This is a genomic window from Acidovorax sp., from assembly GCF_021287135.1.
GTDB lineage: Bacteria > Pseudomonadota > Gammaproteobacteria > Burkholderiales > Burkholderiaceae_C > Acidovorax.
This window is the reverse complement of the sequence record NZ_JAJTBB010000069.1, coordinates 1-18,835: the sequence shown is the minus strand read 5'-3', so window position 1 is coordinate 18,835 and position 18,835 is coordinate 1. Positions and strand designations below refer to the sequence as shown.

The window sequence follows — 18,835 nt, the reverse complement described above, 5'->3', positions numbered from 1 at the left end:
CGGCGGTGCCTGGAGCGTTCAGCGCGCCGGGCGCAGCCGGCGTTCGAGGTGCTGGCTCCACAGCGACAGCGGGAAGCACAGCGCAAAGTACAGGGCCGCCACGCAGCCGTAGATCAGGAAGGGCTCGAACGTGGCATTGGCAATCAGCTGGCCGGCCTTGGTGATTTCGATAAAGCCGATCACGCTGGTGAGGGCCGTGGCCTTGATGATCTGCACGCTGAAGCCGGCCGTGGGGGCAATGCCCATGCGCAGCGCCTGCGGCAGGATCACGTGGCGCAACTGCTCGGTGAAGCCCATCGCCAGGCTGGCGGAGGCCTCCCACTGCCCCTTGGGAACCGCCTCGACGCAGCCGCGCCAGATCTCGCACAGGTAGGCGCTGGAATACAGGATGAGGCACACGCACGCGGCCAGCAGCGGCGAGGTGTCGATGCCCACCATGGCCAGGCCGAAATAGGTCAGAAAGAGCTGCATCAGCAGCGGCGTGCCCTGAAAGATCTGCACATGCGCGGCCACCAGGCGCTGGGCCCCGGGCACGCGGGCCAGCCGCAAGACCAGCAGGGCCAGGCCCAGCACGCTGCCGCCGGCAAACGCGATGAGCGACAGCCCCACCGTCCAGCGCAAGGCCAGCAGCAGTTGTTTGGCAATGTCCCAGAACGTGAAATCGGTCATCGTGGCCTCCCCTTCAGGCACGCCGGCCGAACACCCAGCGGGGGCCGGCCCAGTGGAGCAGCTGGCGCAGCGCAACCGCCAGGGCGAGGTAGACCGCCGTCACCAGGATGTAGGACTCGAAACTGCGGAAGGTGCGGCTCGAGATCAGGTTGGCGGCATAGGAGATCTCTTCGGTGGAGATCTGGCTGCACACCGAGGAACCCAGCATGACGATGACGGTCTGTCCCACCAGCGAAGGCCACACGCGGCCCAGCGACGGCGGCAGCACCACGCGGGTGAAGATGTGCCAGGGCGACAGCGCCAGACACTGCGCGGCCTCTATCTGCCCGCGCGGCGTGGCCTCGATGCCCGCGCGCACCTGCTCGCAGGCGTAGGCGCCCAGGTTCAGCACCATGGCCAGGACGCTGGCCACCTCGGGCGACAGCCGCAGCCCCAACGACGGCAGCCCGAAGAACAGGAAGAACAGCTGGATGATGAACGGCGTGTTGCGAAACACCTCGACATACGCCGCCACCCCCAAGCGCAGCGGCCCCACGCCGTACAGCCGGCACCAGGCGCACGCAATGCCCAGCACGATGCCCAGCGGAATGGCGACGCCCGTCAGCACCACCGTCAGCACCAGCCCGCGGGCCAGCATGGGCCATTGGCCCAGCACCGTTGCGAAATCCAAGGCCATGCGCGCCCTCCGACATCAGGAATCAAGAAAGATGGAAGCGGCCCGGCCCGGCGGCAGCGGCGCGAGCCAGCAGGCCCGCGCAGCGCCAGGCCCGGACGGGCTGCTGGCTCAGTCCGGCAGGTTGCCCATGCCGCGGCCCAGCCACTTCTGCGAATACGACTCCAGCGTGCCGTCCTTCTTGGCGGCGCGCAGGATCTCGTTGATCTTGTTGAGCAAGGCGGTCTCGCCCTTGCGCACACCCACGTAGTTGGGCGAATCCTTGATCAGCAGCTTGTACTCGGCCTGCACCTTGGGGTTCTTCTGCAGGGCCGCCGCGGCCACGGCAGCGCCCACGGCAACAAACTGGGTCTGCTGCGTCATGAAGGCCGCCATGGTGGCGTTGTCGTCCTCGAAGCGCTGGATCTTCAGGCTCTTGGGCGCCAGGCTCACCAGCGCATCGTCCTGGATGGTGCCGCGCGTCACGGCCAGGGTCTTGTCGGCCAGGTCTGCAAAGCTCTTGACTTCCAAGTTCTTCGGGCCGAACACGGCCTGGAAGAACGGCGCATAGGACACGGTGAAATCAATGACCTTCTGGCGCTCTTCGTTCTTGCCCAGCGCGGAGACGATGGCGTCGATCTTGCGCGACTGCAGGTAGGGAATGCGGTTGGGGGTGCTCACGGGCACCAGCTCGGCCTTGACGCCCAGCTTGTCGGCAATGAGCTGCGCCACGGCAACGTCCACGCCCGTGGGCTTGAAATCGGGGCCCATGTAGCCGTAAGGCGGGTAGTCGGTGGGGATGCCCAGCGCAATGCTGCCCTTGTCCTGCACGGCCTTGAGCGATCCGTCCTGCTGGGCACTGGCCCCCAGCGGCAAGGTGATGGCCAGGGCGGCGGCACCGGCGGCGAAAGCTCTGCGACTGAATTTCATGAGGCACTCCGAGAATGAAAAAGAGGTGCGACCCTTTGAGCACATTGCGTGCCAGGGCGTGAAACCGCTGTTGCAGCCTCCCCGCCGGGGCGGCGGCGGTTGTTTCATGCGGGGCGCAGAACCCCCTTGCGCAACAGGGCTCTGCACAGGGAATCCAGGCAGGCCCAGGGCCTCGTGGACAAGGACGCGGGCACCGTTCTTGCTCAACGGGGCGCGTGCCAGCGTGAAACGAACGTTTCTTTCACTTGAAAATCCGGCACACGTGTTTCACAACCGTGCACCGCTGCCCCAAGCTGGGGAGCGGCGCCCAATTCCGGGGAGCAACCGCCATGGCAGGGACCGACACCGCAGCAGCCGCATCGTCGCCGGAGGCGCGCGTGCGCCAGATGTATGGCGACCTCTCGGACGCCGAGCGAAAGCTCGCCGATGTGGTGCTCGCGCGCCATGACGCCCTGCTCGGCTACACCGCTACCGAACTGGCGCAGCTGGCGGGCACTTCCAAGTCCACGGCGGCGCGCTTCTTTCGCCGGGCGGGGTTTTCGGGGTTCGACGAGTTCCGCCAGCAGGTGCGTGCCCACCACACCCGCCAGTCGCCGCTGGCGCGCATGGCGCAGGTCCCGCGCAAGGACGGCCTGGGCCGGCAACTGCACGCCCACCTGCACCAGGACGCCCAGCGCCTGACCGACTGGGCCGACGCCCTGCCCGTGGCGCAGGTGCAGGCCGCCCTGGCGCTGCTGTCGCGGGCGCGCAAGGTCTGGGTCGTGGGCTACCGCCACAGCCAGGTGACGGCCGGGTACGCGCAGGCGCTGCTGGCCCAGGTGCGCAGCGACGTGGCCAGCCTCAACGATGCCAGCGGCCGGGAAGCGGAACTGCTGGCCGGCGCCAGCGACCGGGACGTGGTGCTGGCCGTGGACTTCCGCCGCCGCAGCACCCGGCTGCCCACCGTGCTGGCCGCCGCGCGCAGCATGGGCGCGCAAGTGCTGCTGCTGACCGATGCACCCGTGTCCGCCCTGGCCCTGCAGGCCCGTGTGGTCCTGCGCTGCGGTGCCAGCGACCCCGACGGACTGTTCGATTCCTATGTCTGCGCCATCAGCCTGATCAACTTTCTGGCGGCGGCGTTTGCCACGCAGGCCAAGACCGGCGCACGGGCGCGCCTGCAGCGCATCGAGCAACTGCACGCGGTGCTCGACGACCTGGAGCCGCAGGTGTAGCCGAAGCACCCGGATCCTGCGCGCCCTTCCTCCTCGGCCTCTTCCAGCCCCCTTTCCTTCTTTGCATCCATTCACCGAAAGCTCTTCATGCCTTCCCTTCCCGCCCTTGCCGCCGCATGTTTCCGCAACCCCGCCGCCGACCGGCAGGCGCCCTACGGCGCGCGCCGCAGCGCGATCCTGGGCGCCCCGGCGCTCGCGCAGGCCGAGCGCGACCTGACCCACTGGCAGGGCTACGCCGCCACGCCGCTGCAGCCCCTGCCCGCGCTGGCGCAGGCGCTGGGCGTGGCCGCCGCGCACTACAAGGACGAGAGCGGCCGCTTCGGCCTGGGCAGCTTCAAGGCCCTGGGCGGCGCCTATGCCGTGGCGCGCCTGCTGTGCCGCGAGCTGGGCGCCCGCCTGGGCCGCGCACTCACCACGCAAGACCTGCTGGCCCCCGACGTGCGCGCGCTGTGCGGCGAGCTGACGGTCACCTGTGCCACCGATGGCAACCACGGCCGCTCCGTGGCCTGGGGCGCGCAGCAGTTCGGCTGCCGCTGCGTGATCTACATCCACGCCACGGTGAGCGAGGGCCGCCGGGCCGCCATCGCCCGGTACGGCGCCGAGGTGGTGCGCACGGCCGGCAACTACGACGACGCCGTGCGCCAGGCCGACGCCGACGCCAAGCTGCACGGCCGCTTTGTGATCTCCGACACGTCCTACCCCGGCTACATGGACGTGCCGCGCGACGTGATGCAGGGCTACCAGGTGATGGTGGACGAGGCCGCGCGCCAGCTGGCCCAGCGCCCCACGCACGTCTTCGTGCAGGCCGGCGTGGGCGGCGTGGCGGCCTCGGCATGCGCCTATTTCTGGGAGCGCGACGGCGGCGCCCGCCCGGTGTTCGTGGTGGTGGAGCCCGACCGCGCCGACTGCCTGGCGCAAAGCGCGAAGGCCGGCCGGCTCACCGCCGTCACTGGCGACATCGACACGCTGATGGCCGGCCTGGCCTGCGGCGAAGTCTCGCACCTGGCCTGGGAGATCCTGGAGCACGGCACCGATGCCTTCTGCGTGATCAGCGACCCGGCCGCCATCGCGGCGATGCGGCTGCTGGCCCACCCGCTCGGCAGCGACCCGGTGATCGTGGCGGGCGAATCCGCCGTGGCCGGCGTGGCCGCTGCCGTGGCCGCCTGCCAGGACCCGGCCGCCCGGCAGGCCTTGGGGCTTACCGCGGAAAGCCGCCTGCTGTTTTTCGGCACCGAGGGCGCCACCGATCCGCAGCTGTACGAAGCCCTGGTGGGCGAGCCGGCCGAAGCCGTCGCCGCGCGTGCCGGGGCCCGCGCATGACCGGCGCGCCGCGCATCAACGGACCGCGGCTCCTGCAGCGGCTGGCCGACCTGGGCCGGTTCGGCGCCCTGCCGGGGGGCGGCACCAACCGCCTGGCCCTGTCGGACGCCGACCGCGCTGCGCGCGACTGGACGGTGCAGCAGATGCGTGCCCTGGACATGCACGTCGCCATCGACGCCATCGGCAACGTGCTGGCCACCTGTGCCGGCACTGCCGACCTGGCGCCCGTGGCCACCGGCAGCCACATCGACACCGTGCGCACGGGCGGCCTGTACGACGGCAACTACGGCGTCATGGCGGGGCTGGAAGTGGTGGCTGCGCTGCGGGACGCGGGCGTGCGCACGCGTCGGCCGTTGCAGGTGGCTTTCTTCACCAATGAGGAAGGCGCGCGCTTCCAGCCCGACATGCTGGGCAGCCTGGTGCATGTGGGCGGCATGCCGCTGGCGGACGCGCTGGCCGCCGTGGCCGTGGACGACGGCGCCACGCTGGGCGCCGAGCTGGCACGCATCGGCTATGCCGGGACGGCGCCCGTGGGCGCGCCGCGCGTGGACAGCTTTGTCGAGTTGCACATCGAGCAGGGCCCGGTGCTGGACCGCGAGGGCGTGGACATCGGCGTGGTCGAAGGCGTGCAGGGCATTTGCTGGATGGAGTTCAGCTTTGCCGGCCACAGCAACCACGCCGGCACCACGCCGATGGCGCTGCGGGCCGATGCCGGCATGGCGGCCCTGCGCTGCGCGGCCTTTGTGCACGAGCTGGTGGCACGCTACGGCGGACGCCAGCTGGGCACGGTGGGGGCGGTGACGTTCCAGCCCAACCTGATCAACGTGATTGCCGGGCGCGCCACGATGACGATCGATCTGCGCAACACCGACGGCACCTTGCTGCGGGCGGCGCAGGCCGAAGTCCTGGCCCACGCACGGCGTCTGGCCGCCGAGCACGGCGTGCAGTTCAGCCACCGCTCCCTGGCCGACTTTGCTCCGGTGCAGTTTGACGCCGCGCTGGTCGACAGCGTGGAGCGCCACGCCCGCGCGGCGGGCCTGTCCACGCTGCGCATGCCCAGCGGCGCCGGGCACGACGCGCAAATGCTGGCCCGCGTGTGCCCCACCGCCATGGTGTTCGTGCCCAGCGCCGGCGGGCTGAGCCACAACGTGCGCGAGCACACCGATGCCCGGCAGCTGGAGCAAGGCGCCAACGTGCTGCTGCAGGTGATGCTGGAGCGGGCCAACCGTGCGTGACGTCCGCCAAAATATGATTCAAATCAGCCTCTAGCGCCCGTGGAATAAGCGCTAGCAGCTATCAATTTTGAAGAAAGAACCTTCCCATGACCCGCACCGTCAACGTCGCCCTGGGCCAGCTGGGGCCCGTCCAGCGCGCCGACAACCGCACCGCCGTCGTCCGGCGCCTGTGCGCCATGATGCGCGAAGCCCACAGCCTGGGCGCGCACGTCATCGTCTACCCCGAACTGGCGCTGACCACCTTTTTCCCCCGCTGGTACCTGGAAGATCCCGAAGAGCTGCACCGCTATTTCGAGCGCAGCATGCCCAGCGCCGAAACCCAGCCGCTGTTCGACCTGGCGCGCGAGCTGGGCGTGGGCTTCTACCTGGGCTACGCCGAGCTGGCCGAGGAGGCAGGCCAGCTCACGCGGTACAACACCGCCATCCTGGTCGACCGCACGGGCCGCATCGTCGGCAAGTACCGCAAGATCCATGTGCCGGGCCATTTCGAGCACGAGCCCTGGCGCCGGTTCCAGCACCTGGAAAAGCGCTATTTCACGCCGGGCACCTCGTTCGGCGTGTACCAGGCCTTTGGCGGCACCGTGGGCATGGCGCTGTGCAATGACCGCCGGTGGGCCGAGACCTACCGCGTCATGGCGCTGCAGGGCGCGGAGATGATCTTCATTGGCTACAACACGCCGGTGCACAACGCGCCGGCGCCGCAGCACGACGACCTGTCACTGTTCCACAACCAGCTCTCCGTGCAGGCCGGCGCTTACCAGAACGGCTGCTGGGTGGCCAGCGTGGCCAAGGGCGGCATCGAGGAAGGCGTGGACAGCATCGCGGGCAGCCTGCTGGTGGCGCCCTCGGGCGAGGTGGTGGCGCGCTGCACCACCCGCGACGACGAGGTGGTGCTCGGCCGCTGCGACCTGGACTTTTGCGCCGTGTACAAGCGCACCACCTTCAACTTCGACCTGCACCGCCACCCCGAGTGCTACGGGCTGATCGTGCAAAAGAAGGGCGAGACGCTGGCCGCCGACGGCAGCCCCTGGCGGGGCTGACGGGGCGGGCGGAGAAAGGTGCTCAGGCGCCCCAGCGGCGCAGCACCAGGCTGGCGTTGGTGCCGCCAAAGCCGAAGCTGTTGGACAGCACCGTGGTCAGCTGGGCGTCGCGCGTCTGCGTGACCAGGGGCATGGAGCCCAAGGCCGGGTCGGGTGTCTCCACGTTGGCCGAACCGGCGATGAAGCCCTTGTTCAGCATGATCACGCAGTAGATGGCCTCCTGCACGCCCGTGGCGCCCAGCGAGTGGCCGGTGAGCGACTTGGTGGAGGAGAACGGCGGTACCTTGTCGCCGAACAGCGCCTGCATGGCGCGCACTTCCTGCATGTCGCCCACGGGCGTGGACGTGCCGTGCGTGTTGATGTAGTCGATGGGGGCGCCGAGGCCTTCCATCGCCTGCTTCATGCAGGCAATGGCGCCCTCGCCCGAGGGGGCCACCATGTCCTCGCCGTCGCTGGTGGCGCCAAAGCCCACCACTTCGGCCAGGATGGTCGCGCCGCGCGCCTGGGCATGTTCCAGGCTCTCCAGCACCACGGCACCGCCGCCGCCCGCGATCACGAAGCCGTCGCGGTTCGCGTCATAGGCGCGCGAGGCCTTTTCGGGCGTGTCGTTGTACTTGCTGGACATGGCGCCCATGCCGTCGAACAGCAGCGACATGCCCCAGCTCAGCTCTTCGCCGCCGCCCGCGAACATCACGTCCTGCATGCCCCAGGCGATCTGCTGCGCGGCCACGCCAATGCAGTGCGCCGACGTGGAGCAGGCCGAGGTGATGGAGTAGTTGATGCCCTTGACCTTGAAATTGGTGGCCAGGCACGCGGACACGGTGGAGCTCATGCAGCGCGTGACCTGGTAGGGCCCCACGCGGCGGATGCCTTTTTCGCGCAGCGTGTCGGCCGCCTCGATCTGATTGGCGGGCGAGCCGCCGCCCGAGCCCATGATGAGGCCGGTGCGCGGGTGGCTGACCTGCTCGGGCGTCAGGCCGGCCTGCGCGATCGCGTCTTCCAGCGCGATCTGCGCATAGGCCGCGGCATCGCCCATGAAGCGCAGCTGCTTGCGGTCGATGCGCGCCTCGATGTCGATCTCCGGCGCGCCGCCCACCTGGCTGCGCAGGCCCAGCTCCTTGAATTTTTCCACGGCCTTGATGCCGCTCTTGCCGGCCCGCAGCGAGGCTTCCACGGTGGCCAGGTCGTTGCCGATGCACGAGACGATGCCGGCACCGGTGATGACTACACGCTTCCTGGTGGTCATTGTGCTGCGTCCTTGTTGTCGCCCTCGCGCTTGAACAGGCCCACGCGCAGGTCGTTGGCTACATAGATCTCCTGGCCGTCGGCCAGCAGCCGAGCATCGCCGATGGCCATGACAAGTTTGCGTTTGATCACGCGCTTGATGTCGATTTCGTAGGTGACCAGCTTCACATCAGGCCCCACCTCGCCGGTGAACTTGACCTCGCCCGCGCCCAGGGCGCGGCCGCGGCCCGGCAGGCGCAGCCAGGTCAGGTAAAAGCCGATGAGCTGCCACATGGCATCCAGCCCCAGGCAGCCGGGCATCACCGGGTCGCCCTGGAAGTGGCAGGCAAAAAACCACAGGTCGGGCTTGACGTCCAGCTCGGCCCGAATCTTCCCCAGCCCGTGCGCGCCCCCATCGCTGTCGATGTGCGTGATGCGGTCGAACATCAGCATGGGTGGCAGCGGCAGGCGCCCGCTGTCAGCGCCGAACAGCCGCCCCTCGCCGGAGGCAATCAGTTGTTCGTACGAAAAGGAATCAGCCATCTTCAGTCGTGCTCCAGAACCGCGGTCTGCCCGCTTTCAAGTCATTGTTGTCGGCAATCAAGGCCCAGCCTGGGATGTTCTGCACGCATCGAGCGGAAAGTGCGCGCTGCGGATCGGGAGGGGCTGCAAGGCGCAAAACGCAGCAATAGCCGCAGCTATTGCGAGTATTTGCTTGCGCAGCAGACCACCCGAGACCGCAGATGCACACGGCGCGACGATTCGTGCAGAGGATCCCTTGAGGGGCTCCATTATCCAGGGTGCGGCGCCCCGCCCGGCGTTTGACCCAGGACCGGGGCAGGTCACCAGGCCCCGCACATTGACCTGGATCAGTTCCCGCGCGCCGTGCGCCGCCGCGCAGCCAGCGCCGCGCCAGCGGCTGCCAGCCCTGCGGCGAGCCACAGCGGCGCCAGCCCCCAGCGCGACACCCACCAGGCATAGGGCGTGATCTGCCAGCCGGTGCGCGCGTCCAGCCCCCGGCCCTGCACCTCGGCGCGCAGCACGCCGCGCGTAGCCCGGGCCAGCTGGTGGGTGACCTGGCCCCGGTGGTCGATGACCGCGGTGGCCCCCGTGTTGGTGGCGCGCACCATGGGCCGCTCCAGCTCCAGCGAGCGCATGCGGCTGATCTGCAGGTGCTGGTCGATGGCCACGGTATCGCCGAACCAGCCGATGTTGCTGAGGTTCACCAGCACCGTGGGCGCCTGCGCCGGGTCGATGAACCGCGCGCCCAGCTCCTCGCCAAACAGGTCTTCATAGCAGATGTTGGGCGCAATGCGCTGGCCCGCCCAGGCAAAGGAAGGCTGCCCGACCGCGCCCCGGTTGAAGTCGCCCAGCGGAATGTTCATCAGCGCCGTGAACCACTTGAAGAACGGCGGGACGAATTCGCCGAACGGCACCAGATGGTGCTTGTCGTAGCGGTAGGGCGCTGCCGCCGCGGCCGGCCCCAGGCCCAGCACCGAGTTGGTGTAGCCCTGCACTTCGTCGCCCAGCGGAATCCCCAGCAGCGCCGCCTGCTCCCCGCCCGCATAGCGCTGCTGCAGCCCTTCCAGATAGCCCGGAAGCAGCTGCTGGGGCAGCAGCGGAATGGCCGTCTCCGGCGCCACCACCAGCTGTGCCTGGGCGTTGCGCAGGGCCTCGGCATACCACTGCAGGGCCACGGGGACGCCGCTGCCGGGCTGGAACTTCTCGTCTTGCGGGATGTTGCCCTGCAGCAGCTCCAGGCTCAGGGCCGGGGGCCGGGGCTGGGCGGGCGTGTGGCACAGCTCGACCGCACAGAAGCGCTGGGCCGCAGCCCCGCCCCAGCAGGCGGCCAGCGCCAGCACCAGCGCCCAGGCCCACCCGTTGCGCAGATCCCGCCGGCGCGCCTGCACGGCCAGCATTGCCAGCAGCGCCGCCATCGCGCCCACGCCATAGACGCCGACATAACGCGCAAAGACGGCCAGCGGCCCGTCCACATGGGCATAGCCGCCGGCGCCCCAGGGAAAGCCCGTCCACAAGGTGCCGCGGGCCAGTTCGGCCAGCAGCCAGAGCGCTGCAAAAGTGATAGCTACCCCCGCACGGTGGACGGGCGCTAGATGGCAAAAAAGCCCCAAGGCCACGGCATAGTAGCTGCCCAGGAACAGGGCCAGGCCCAGCACCGCCGCAACCGCCAGCGGGGCCGCCAGGCCCCCATAGGTGTGCATGGAGATGAACAGCCACCAGAACGTGCCCACCAGCCAGGCCGTGGCGAACAGCCACCCCAGCACCGCGCCACGGCGCCAGGCCGGGCGCCCGGCCACACCGGGGCTCACCAGCCAGGCCAGCACGGCCATCGACAACCCCTGCAGCCACCACAGCGGCGCACCGCTGCCCGGCCACGCGAGCGAGGCGGCCTGCGCCGCCCCGGCCACGGCCGCGAGCAGCGCTTGCAACATCCACGGCAGGCCCCGTGTGGTGGCGGCCGGTCCCATCAGCCGCCGGCGCCAGCGGCTTCGGCGCGCGACACCTTGAACCAGCGCACCGCGCCGCCCTTGGTGTGCAGCACCACGAAGTGCAGGCCGCCCAGCTGCAGGTCCTCGCCACGCCGCGGAACATGCCCCATCTCATGCGCGATCAGGCCGCCGATGGTGTCAAAGCTGGCATGCGGGTCGCTGCCCTGCAGGTGGGTTTCAAACGCCTCGGCCACGCGCTCCACCGAGGTGTCGCCGCTCACGCGGTAGGTGCGGTCGGCCAGGCCGAAGATGTCGCCGTCTTCCTCGGGGATGTCGAACTCGTCCTCGATCTCGCCGACGATCTGTTCCAGCACGTCCTCGATGGTGACCAGCCCGGCCATGCGGCCGAACTCGTCGATGACGATGGCCAAATGGTTGCGGTTGCCACGGAACTCGCGCAGCAGGTCGTTCAGGCCCTTGCTCTCGGGCACGAACACGGCCGGGCGCAGCAGCGCGCGGATGTTGAGCTCGGGCGCCCGCTGCAGCTTGAGCAGGTCCTTGGCCAGCAGGATGCCGATGATGTTGTCGCGCCGCTCCTGGTAGACGGGGAAGCGGGAATGCGCGGTGTTGATGACGAGGTGCAGCAGCTCGTCATAGGGCGCATCGATGTTGATGAGGTCCATGCGCGGAGCCGCCACCATCACGTCGCCCGCGGTCATGTCGGCCATGCGGATGACGCGCTCGAGCATCACGCGCGACTCGGGCCCGATGACCTCGTTGTCCTCGGCCTCCGCCAGGGTCTCGATCAGCTCCTGCAGGGAATCGGGACCGGGGTGGATGAATTCGGCCACCTTCTGCAAGAAGGTGCGCTTGTCTTCCTTTTCGGGCGGACGCCCGGGGTGGGGATCGGACACTGTCGTGTGCGGTAGTGAACAGGCCCCTAGGATAGCGGATTGTCATGACGGGCCGCCGCCCGCGCGGCGGGCGGCCCCGGCGGCCCGGCCGGTGGGCCGCTATTCCGCCGACTGGTGGCGCGCGTCCTGCACGCCGCTGCGCACTTCCTGCACGCTGGCCAGGAAATCCCAGAACTGCTTGGCCTGCTTCTTGATCTGGTAGTCCACCTCGGCAAACTGCTGCTCCACGATCTCGGCCATGCGGCTGTCCAGGCTGCCCGGAACAATTTGCAGGTAGGCCTCGGATTCCGAGCCGTCGCGGCGCACGGTGGCACCGGCGTTGCGGGCGATCCTGAGCATCGCCGTGTTCTCCGACAGCGCGTGGATGAACACCATGTTGACGCCCTCGTTGCGGGCATGCATCACGGCGCGCTCGAACAGCCGGGCGCCAAAGCCCCGGCCGCGCGCCTTCTTGAGCACCGACACGCCGAACTCCGCGCAGTGCTGGTATTCCGGGTGCTCCGAGAAGGCCAGGTGGGCCACCGCGATCAGCTCCAGGCGGCGGTTGTAGATGCCGAAGATCTCGTCCCGGTCAAAGTCCAGCTGCTCCACGTAGCGGCGGATCTGCTCGTCGTTGGCGGCATAGCCAAAGCGCAGGTAGCGGTCGGCGGGCTCCAGCTGCAGCAGGTGCTGCGCGATCCGCTCGCGGTAAGAGGGGCCCAAAGCCCGAATTGGAACCATCACGGGGACCTCCTGCTTGGTGCGGATGGGATCGGCAGCCGGGCCGCCCGCGACAGGGCGCAGCATGTCCCGGCCCGCGAGCCAGGATGCCTTGAGCCAGTCTTTCGTTGCATACATGCCGGGAAATATAAGGGTTTTCCCTGATCATTTCCAGCAAAAATGCTGCGGCGCAACAAATTAGAGAGCGGCGTCTGGAATACCGTGCCTTTTGCTTTTGTTTGCTTTTGGTGTGGGAGACGCAGCGTATAGCGGGCCCTCCTGCGGGGCAAGCCCCCCGGTGTCGCCGGGGCGGCGGTGGGCGGCGCCGCGGGGGCGCGCAGCCCCGGCCGTCTACACCGGCACGGCCGTGGTCGCCTTCACCCGGTCGAGCACGAAGCTGGTCTTGCAGTCCTGCACGCTGGGGTGCTTGAGGAGCGTGTCCATGATGAAGCGGCTGTAGTGGGCCATGTCGGCCACCACCACGCGCAGCAGGTAGTCCATCTCGCCGGTGAGGGACGCGCACTCCACCACCTCGGGCCAGGTCTGCACGCTCGCGCGGAACAGGTCCATGGGGTTGCGCTTGTGGCTTTCGGTGTGCTTTTCCAGCCGCACGTTCAGGTACGCCGTGAGCCCCAGCCCGACGGCTTCGGGCCGCACCAGCGCCACATAGCGGTCGATGACGCCCGACTCCTCCAGCCGCTTGACCCGCCGCAGCACCGCGCTGGGCGACAGCCCGATCTGCGCGCCGATGACGTCGTAGGTCTCCCGGCCGTTCTCTTGCAGACGGCGCAAGATTGCGACATCAAGCTTGTCAAGTGCGCTTTCAGGGCTCATGGCGCAATATTTTACGAAAAGCCGGCGCCATCCGGACCGCCCTGGGCAGGACAGGGTATGTCCCGATAGTGACAGCTACTAATCCTCCCTAACAATTCTCCTTGCAAAAAAGAACGACCGTTCTTTTTTGTGAGTACAACGACAACACACCGGAGACAACCCATGAACGCATCCCTGCGCCGCCTGTGGCGGCAATTCGTCTTGGTCCTGTGCTGCCTTGCAGCGGCGGGCGCGGCCCACGCGCAAAGCGGATACACCCAGACCCGCTACCCCATCGTGCTGGTCCACGGGCTGTTCGGCTTCGATTCCCTGCTGGGCGTGGACTACTTCTACGGCGTGCCCGACGCGCTGCGCCAAGGCGGCGCCAAGGTCTATGTGGCCCAGGTGTCGGCCGCCAACAGCACCGAAGTGCGCGGCGAACAGCTGCTGGCGCAGGTCAAGACCATCCTGGCGCTGACGGGTGCGTCCAAGGTCAACCTGATCGGCCATTCGCATGGCGGCCCCACCATCCGCTACGTGGCCGGCGTGGCACCGCAGCTGGTGGCCTCGGCCACCTCGGTGGCAGGGGTGAACCGCGGCTCGCGCGTGGCCGACATCGTGCGCGGCGTGGCCCCGGCCGGCTCCGTCAGCGAGGCCGTGGCCAACGCGGCCGCCACCGCGCTGGTGGGCATGATCAACCTGCTGTCCGGGGGCACAGGCCTGCCGCAGATGCCCACGGCCGCGCTGGACTCCCTCACCACCGCCGGCGCCGCCAAGTTCAACCAGAGCTTTCCGCAGGGCCTGCCCAGCGGCTGCGGCAGCGGCCCCGAGCTGGTGAACGGCGTGCGCTACTACTCCTGGACGGGCACCCGCACCGCCACCAACCTGCTGGACCCCACCGACGCCTTCCTCGTCCCCCTGGGATGGGTGTTTGGCGAGGCCAACGACGGACTGGTTTCGGCATGCTCGTCGCGCCTGGGCACCCACCTGGGCGACTACAGCCAGAACCACCTGGATGAGGTCAACCAGATGGTGGGCCTGCGCGACTGGTTCTCGGCCGACCCGGTGGCGCTGTACCGCCAGCACGCCAACCGGCTCCAGAAGGCCGGGCTGTGATGACGCGGACCGGCCTGCGCGCCGCGGCCCGCGCGCGGTGGGTCCTCGCCGCCGGGGTGCTGGCCGCGGTGGGCCTGACCGCGTGGTGGCTGGGCCGCACACCGGCCCCCAGCGGGCAAGACCCGGCCACCGCCGCCGGGGCCCGGCCCGCGCTCCACGCCACCCTGCCCGGCACCGGGGCGGGTCGCGCCAACCCGGCCGGCGCCTCGGCGGTAGCCGGCACCGAGGCCCGGGGGGCGGCGGCGGACCCGCTGCTCACCCCCGACCTGCGCGCCCGCCTGGAAGCCCTGCTGCTGGAGGCGGGCGATGCCGCCACGCCCGAAGCCCTCAAACAGCGGCTGGAAGCCCTGGTCGCCAAGCACTTTCCGCCGCCGCTGACCACCCGCGCCCTGGCGTTGGCCCAGCGCTACGTGGACTACCGCGTGGCCCTGGGTGAACTGCCGGGAGCGGGGCCGGACGATCCGCGCGCCTTGCGCCGGGTGCTGGACGCCCGGCGCAGCGTGCGCGAACGCCACTTTGCCCCTGAGGAATACGACGCCCTGTTTGCCCGCGAAGACCCGTTGGACCACTACACCCTGGCCCGCCTGGAAGTGCTGCACAACCCCGACCTGGGCAGCGCCCAGAAACAGCGCGCCCTGAAGGACGCCGAGGAAACCCTGCTCCCCCCCGAGCAACGGGCGCAGCGCCGCGAGGCCACCGAGCACCTGGTGGCCGCCGCGCAGACCCAGGCCTTCGAGCAGCAGGGGCTGGATGTTTACACCCGCCACGCGGCACGGGCGGCCGCCTACGGCAACGATGCCGCGCTGGCCCTGGCGCAGCTGGACCGCGACGAGCAGGCCTGGCAGCAGCGCGTGGGCCAGTACGCGCAGGCCCAGGCCGAGGGACGCGACCCGGCGCAACTCGGCGCCCTGCGCGATCAGCTGTTCAGCCCCCAGGAGCAGCTGCGCCTGAACGCCGCCCTCGCCCTGCGCACGGCTGCAGCGCGGTAGCCGCCCGGCACCTGCAAGCCGGGGCAAACCGCCCAGAATACGACGGCACCGCGCGCCATACCTTGACGGCGCGCAAATTTCCTGCGCATAGCGGCCATTCCGGGACGCACTACGCCGAAATCATGAGGGTGTGCGCGCCTACAGTGCGTTGTTCTACAACCACTTTTCCGGAGACGCCCCCATGAACGCCGCCCTGCCCTCAGCTGCCCTGCAAGAAGTTTCCGCCTGGGAGAACCCGATGGGGCTGATGGGGTTCGAGTTTGTCGAATTCACCTCGCCCACGCCCGGCCTGCTGGAAGACGTGTTCGAAAAACTGGGCTTCACGCTCGTGGCCAAGCACCGCTCCAAGGACGTGGTGTTGTACCGCCAGAACGGCATCAACTTCATCCTGAACCGCGAGCCGAACAGCCAGGCCGCCTACTTTGGCGCCGAGCACGGCCCGTCGGCCTGCGGGCTGGCGTTCCGCGTGAAGGACGCTCACAAGGCCTACAACCGCGCGCTGGCCCTGGGCGCCCAGCCCATCGAGATCCCCACCGGCCCCATGGAGCTGCGGTTGCCCGCCATCAAGGGCATTGGCGGCGCGCCGCTGTACCTGATCGACCGCTTCGAGGACGGCAAGTCCATCTACGACATTGACTTCGAGTTCGTGGACGGCGTGGACCGCCGCCCCGTAGGCCACGGCCTGAACGAGATCGACCACCTCACGCACAACGTGTACCGGGGCCGCATGGGCTTTTGGGCCGGCTTTTATGAAAAGCTGTTCAACTTCCGCGAACTGCGCTACTTCGACATCAAGGGCGAGTACACCGGCCTCACCTCCAAGGCCATGACGGCGCCGGACGGCAAGATCCGCATCCCGCTGAACGAAGAGTCCAAGCAGGGCGGCGGCCAGATCGAGGAGTTCCTGATGCAGTTCAACGGCGAGGGCATCCAGCACATCGCGCTGATCTGCGACAACCTGGCCGAGGTGGTGGACAAGCTGGGCCTGGCCGGCGTGCCGCTGGCCACCGCGCCCAACGATGTCTATTACGAAATGCTGGACACCCGCCTGCCGGGGCACGGCACCGACGTGGCGGCGCTGCAGTCGCGCGGCATCCTGCTGGACGGCACCACGGCCGACGGCACGCCCCGCCTGCTGCTGCAGATCTTCTCCACCCCCATGCTGGGCCCGGTGTTCTTCGAGTTCATCGAACGCCGCGGCGACTACCGCGAGGGCTTCGGCGAAGGCAACTTCAAGGCGCTGTTCGAATCGCTGGAGCGCGACCAGATCCGCCGCGGCGTCCTGAACCAGAACGCCTGAGAACGCCAGACCCTACAAGGTCAAGGGATAACCCTGCCCCGGTGCCTATACTGCGCGCTCCCTGGAACTCACAAGGATTCCCGATGTCGTTGCGCAGCCTCCTGTTCGGTGTTGGCCTGGCCTGCCTGGCCGCCTCTGCCCTGGCCCAGAACCCCTCTGCCCCGCTCACGCTGGTGGTCCCGTATCCCGCAGGCGGGCCGCTGGACACCTCGGCGCGCATCCTGGCCGAAGGCGCCGCGGCCCAGCTGGGCGCCATCACCGTGGAGAACAAGCCCGGGGCCGGTGGCAACACCGGCGCCGACCAGGTGGCCAAGGCCTCCAAGACCAGCAATCAGGTGCTGATGGGCGCGGTGGCCACGCATGCGGTCAATCCCTGGCTGTACAAGAACTTCCCCTACAACCCGCTCAAGGACTTCAAGCCGCTGGTGCTGGTGGCGCGCACGCCCAACGTGCTGGTGGTCAACGCCGAGCAAGCCGGCAAGCTGGGCATCAAGACGACGCCCGACCTGGTGCAGTACCTCAAGAAGAACCCCGACCAGCTCAAGTACGGCTCGGGCGGCAACGGAAGCATCGGCCACATCTCGGCCGAGATGTTCAAGTCGCTCACCAACACCAAGATGGGGCACACCCCCTTCCAGGGCTCCAAGCCCGCGCTGGCCGCGCTGGAGTCGGGCCAGGTGCTGCTGGTGTTCGACAACCTGGCGTCGGCCCTGCCGCAGATCCAGTCCGGCAAGCTGCTGGCCCTGGGCGTGACCACGCTCAGCCGCAACGAGGCCCTGCCCAACGTTCCCAGCATCAACGAGAGCGTGCAGGGCTTCAACGTGTCGACCTGGTTCGGCCTGTTTGCGCCAGCCGCGCTGCCGGACGCGGACGCGCGGCGCTATGCCACGGCGTTCCTGAACGCTATGCAGTCCCCGGCCGGCAAGGAGAAGTTCAAGAAGATGGGTATCGCGCCCGAAGAGCTCACGCTCGACGGGTTTGCGCAGTTTGTGCGCTCGGAAAACAGCAAGTACGAATTCCTGATCCGGGCCGCAAAGATCAAGATCGATTAGCCGCCGCACGGGCAGGAGCGCGCCGCTGCGGCGCGCGGCCACGGCGGCACAGGAGTACCAACATGGGACAAGCCCCCGTCGTCTATGGCCAATCCAACCGCCCGCCCCGTGGCGACTACTCGCGCGCCAGCGCGGACTACACCTGCCCGCAGAACTACGCGAGCTACACCGAGGCGGACCACGACACCTACCGCAGGCTCTACGAGCGCCAGTGCGCGCTGCTGCCCGGCCTGGCGAGCCAGGCCTTCATCGACGCCCTGCCCCTGCTGGGCGCCCGCGACCGCATTCCGCGGTTCGAGGAAGTCAACGAACGGCTGTACCAAGCCACCGGCTGGGAGCTGGTGGGCGTGCCGGGGCTGATCCCCGAAGTGCCCTTCTTCACGCTGCTGGCAAACCGCAAGTTCCCGGTGACGGACTGGATCCGCAAGCCCGAGGAGTTCGAGTACATCGTCGAGCCCGACATCTTCCACGACCTGTTCGGCCATGTGCCGCTCTTGTTCAACCCGGTGTTTGCCGACTACGTGCAGCGCTACGGCCAGGGCGGCCTCAAGGCCGAGGGCCTGGGCGCCTGCGAGATGCTCAGCCGCCTGTACTGGTACACCATCGAGTTCGGCCTCATCCGCGAGCCTGCCGGCCTGCGGGCCTACGGCGCGGGCATCCTCAGCTCGTCCGGGGAACTGGCGCACTCGGTGCGCAGCCCCGAGCCCCAGCGCCTGCCGCTGCAGCTGGAGCGCACCATGCGCACGCGCTACAAGATCGACACCTACCAGCAGACGTATTTTGTGATCGACAGCTTTGAGCAGTTGTTTGACATGACGGCGGCGGACTTTGCGCCGATCTACGAGCGGCTGCGGGGCTTGCCGGAGTTTGCAGCGGATGAGCGGGACGCTGTGGCGGCCTGATTTTTTATCAAAAGGGCTTCTAGCGCTTATGTGGAAAGCGCTGACAGCTATTGATTTCGTAGTCCCTGGCTTTTCGCCAACCGTTCGGACTGAGCTTGTCGAAGCCGGGGCATGAACGCTCGCTCGCCCATCTGCGCAGCATGCCTTTGCCGAGGGCGGGAGCCGGGAGTCGCCCGGCGGCGAGTCCCTTTCTTTCGCGTCGCCGAAAGAAAGGAACCAAAGGTCGCGAAGCGGGACTCCACTCACTTCGCGCAGCGAAGTTATGTGGAGGCCAAAGGGCGACCCTACAGGCTGCGTCCCTCCGCTCTGCTGCGGGCAA

At 68.7% G+C, this 18,835-nt stretch carries 18 protein-coding genes; 9 read left to right on the top strand and 9 right to left on the bottom strand.

Annotated features, from left to right (window positions below; translation table 11 throughout):
• Positions 1–18: 18 nt before the first annotated feature.
• From LWW96_RS15980 to LWW96_RS15970, 3 genes are all read right to left on the bottom strand, one after another.
• Entirely contained in the window at positions 19–669 is a 651-nt protein-coding gene (locus LWW96_RS15980) for an amino acid ABC transporter permease (protein ID WP_291488704.1), read from the bottom strand.
• Between the two features lie 13 nt (positions 670–682).
• Positions 683–1,345 (bottom strand): amino acid ABC transporter permease, encoded by a 663-nt coding sequence (locus tag LWW96_RS15975; protein ID WP_291488702.1) that lies wholly within the window; start codon positions 1,343–1,345, stop codon positions 683–685.
• Between the two features lie 108 nt (positions 1,346–1,453).
• Positions 1,454–2,251 (bottom strand): transporter substrate-binding domain-containing protein, encoded by a 798-nt coding sequence (locus LWW96_RS15970; RefSeq protein ID WP_291488700.1) that lies wholly within the window; start codon positions 2,249–2,251, stop codon positions 1,454–1,456.
• Positions 2,252–2,580: 329 nt separating this feature from the next.
• On the opposite strand from LWW96_RS15970, the gene LWW96_RS15965 reads away from it, so the two are divergent.
• From LWW96_RS15965 to LWW96_RS15950, 4 genes are all read left to right on the top strand, one after another.
• Positions 2,581–3,462 (top strand): MurR/RpiR family transcriptional regulator, encoded by an 882-nt coding sequence (locus LWW96_RS15965; RefSeq protein ID WP_291488698.1) that lies wholly within the window; start codon positions 2,581–2,583, stop codon positions 3,460–3,462.
• 87 nt (positions 3,463–3,549) lie between these two features.
• The gene (locus LWW96_RS15960) at positions 3,550–4,782 is read left to right on the top strand and encodes a diaminopropionate ammonia-lyase (RefSeq protein WP_291488696.1); all 1,233 of its coding nucleotides are present in this window, start codon (positions 3,550–3,552) and stop codon (positions 4,780–4,782) included.
• Entirely contained in the window at positions 4,779–6,017 is a 1,239-nt protein-coding gene (locus tag LWW96_RS15955; protein ID WP_291488694.1) for a Zn-dependent hydrolase, read from the top strand. Before LWW96_RS15960 ends, LWW96_RS15955 begins: the two co-directional genes overlap by 4 nt.
• Before the next feature lie 86 nt (positions 6,018–6,103).
• On the top strand, positions 6,104–7,057 hold the full coding sequence (locus tag LWW96_RS15950; protein ID WP_291488692.1) for an N-carbamoyl-D-amino-acid hydrolase: 954 nt from the start codon (positions 6,104–6,106) through the stop codon (positions 7,055–7,057).
• 22 nt (positions 7,058–7,079) lie between these two features.
• On the opposite strand, the gene fabB is transcribed toward LWW96_RS15950, so the two are convergent.
• The 6 genes from fabB to LWW96_RS15920 all read right to left on the bottom strand — a co-directional run bounded on the left by fabB (position 7,080) and on the right by LWW96_RS15920 (position 13,178).
• On the bottom strand, positions 7,080–8,303 hold the full coding sequence (gene fabB, locus LWW96_RS15945; RefSeq protein ID WP_291488690.1) for a beta-ketoacyl-ACP synthase I: 1,224 nt from the start codon (positions 8,301–8,303) through the stop codon (positions 7,080–7,082).
• The gene (gene fabA / locus LWW96_RS15940; protein WP_291488688.1) at positions 8,300–8,824 is read right to left on the bottom strand and encodes a 3-hydroxyacyl-[acyl-carrier-protein] dehydratase FabA; all 525 of its coding nucleotides are present in this window, start codon (positions 8,822–8,824) and stop codon (positions 8,300–8,302) included. The genes fabB and fabA overlap by 4 nt, the downstream gene beginning before the upstream one ends.
• Positions 8,825–9,150: 326 nt before the next feature.
• Positions 9,151–10,770, bottom strand: a complete 1,620-nt coding sequence (gene lnt / locus LWW96_RS15935; RefSeq protein WP_291488687.1) for an apolipoprotein N-acyltransferase — start codon at positions 10,768–10,770, stop codon at positions 9,151–9,153.
• Positions 10,770–11,645: a transporter associated domain-containing protein gene (locus LWW96_RS15930; RefSeq protein ID WP_291488685.1), complete on the bottom strand. Its 876-nt coding sequence runs from the start codon at positions 11,643–11,645 to the stop codon at positions 10,770–10,772. Before LWW96_RS15930 ends, lnt begins: the two co-directional genes overlap by 1 nt.
• A 99-nt stretch (positions 11,646–11,744) precedes the next feature.
• Entirely contained in the window at positions 11,745–12,482 is a 738-nt protein-coding gene (locus LWW96_RS15925) for a GNAT family N-acetyltransferase (RefSeq protein WP_291488683.1), read from the bottom strand.
• Between the two features lie 213 nt (positions 12,483–12,695).
• The gene (locus tag LWW96_RS15920; protein WP_291488682.1) at positions 12,696–13,178 is read right to left on the bottom strand and encodes an Lrp/AsnC family transcriptional regulator; all 483 of its coding nucleotides are present in this window, start codon (positions 13,176–13,178) and stop codon (positions 12,696–12,698) included.
• 162 nt (positions 13,179–13,340) lie between these two features.
• Here LWW96_RS15920 and LWW96_RS15915 point away from each other — a divergent pair, with 162 nt between their 5' ends.
• The 5 genes from LWW96_RS15915 to phhA all read left to right on the top strand — a co-directional run bounded on the left by LWW96_RS15915 (position 13,341) and on the right by phhA (position 18,516).
• The gene (locus LWW96_RS15915) at positions 13,341–14,273 is read left to right on the top strand and encodes a triacylglycerol lipase (protein ID WP_291488680.1); all 933 of its coding nucleotides are present in this window, start codon (positions 13,341–13,343) and stop codon (positions 14,271–14,273) included.
• Positions 14,273–15,262: a lipase secretion chaperone gene (locus tag LWW96_RS15910; protein WP_291488678.1), complete on the top strand. Its 990-nt coding sequence runs from the start codon at positions 14,273–14,275 to the stop codon at positions 15,260–15,262. Before LWW96_RS15915 ends, LWW96_RS15910 begins: the two co-directional genes overlap by 1 nt.
• A 181-nt stretch (positions 15,263–15,443) precedes the next feature.
• A complete protein-coding gene (hppD, locus tag LWW96_RS15905) occupies positions 15,444–16,562 on the top strand; it encodes a 4-hydroxyphenylpyruvate dioxygenase (RefSeq protein WP_291488676.1) in 1,119 nt (372 codons plus the stop codon).
• An 83-nt stretch (positions 16,563–16,645) separates the two neighbouring features.
• The gene (locus LWW96_RS15900; protein WP_291488674.1) at positions 16,646–17,614 is read left to right on the top strand and encodes a tripartite tricarboxylate transporter substrate binding protein; all 969 of its coding nucleotides are present in this window, start codon (positions 16,646–16,648) and stop codon (positions 17,612–17,614) included.
• A 62-nt stretch (positions 17,615–17,676) separates the two neighbouring features.
• The gene (phhA, locus tag LWW96_RS15895; protein ID WP_291488672.1) at positions 17,677–18,516 is read left to right on the top strand and encodes a phenylalanine 4-monooxygenase; all 840 of its coding nucleotides are present in this window, start codon (positions 17,677–17,679) and stop codon (positions 18,514–18,516) included.
• Positions 18,517–18,835: the final 319 nt, after the last annotated feature.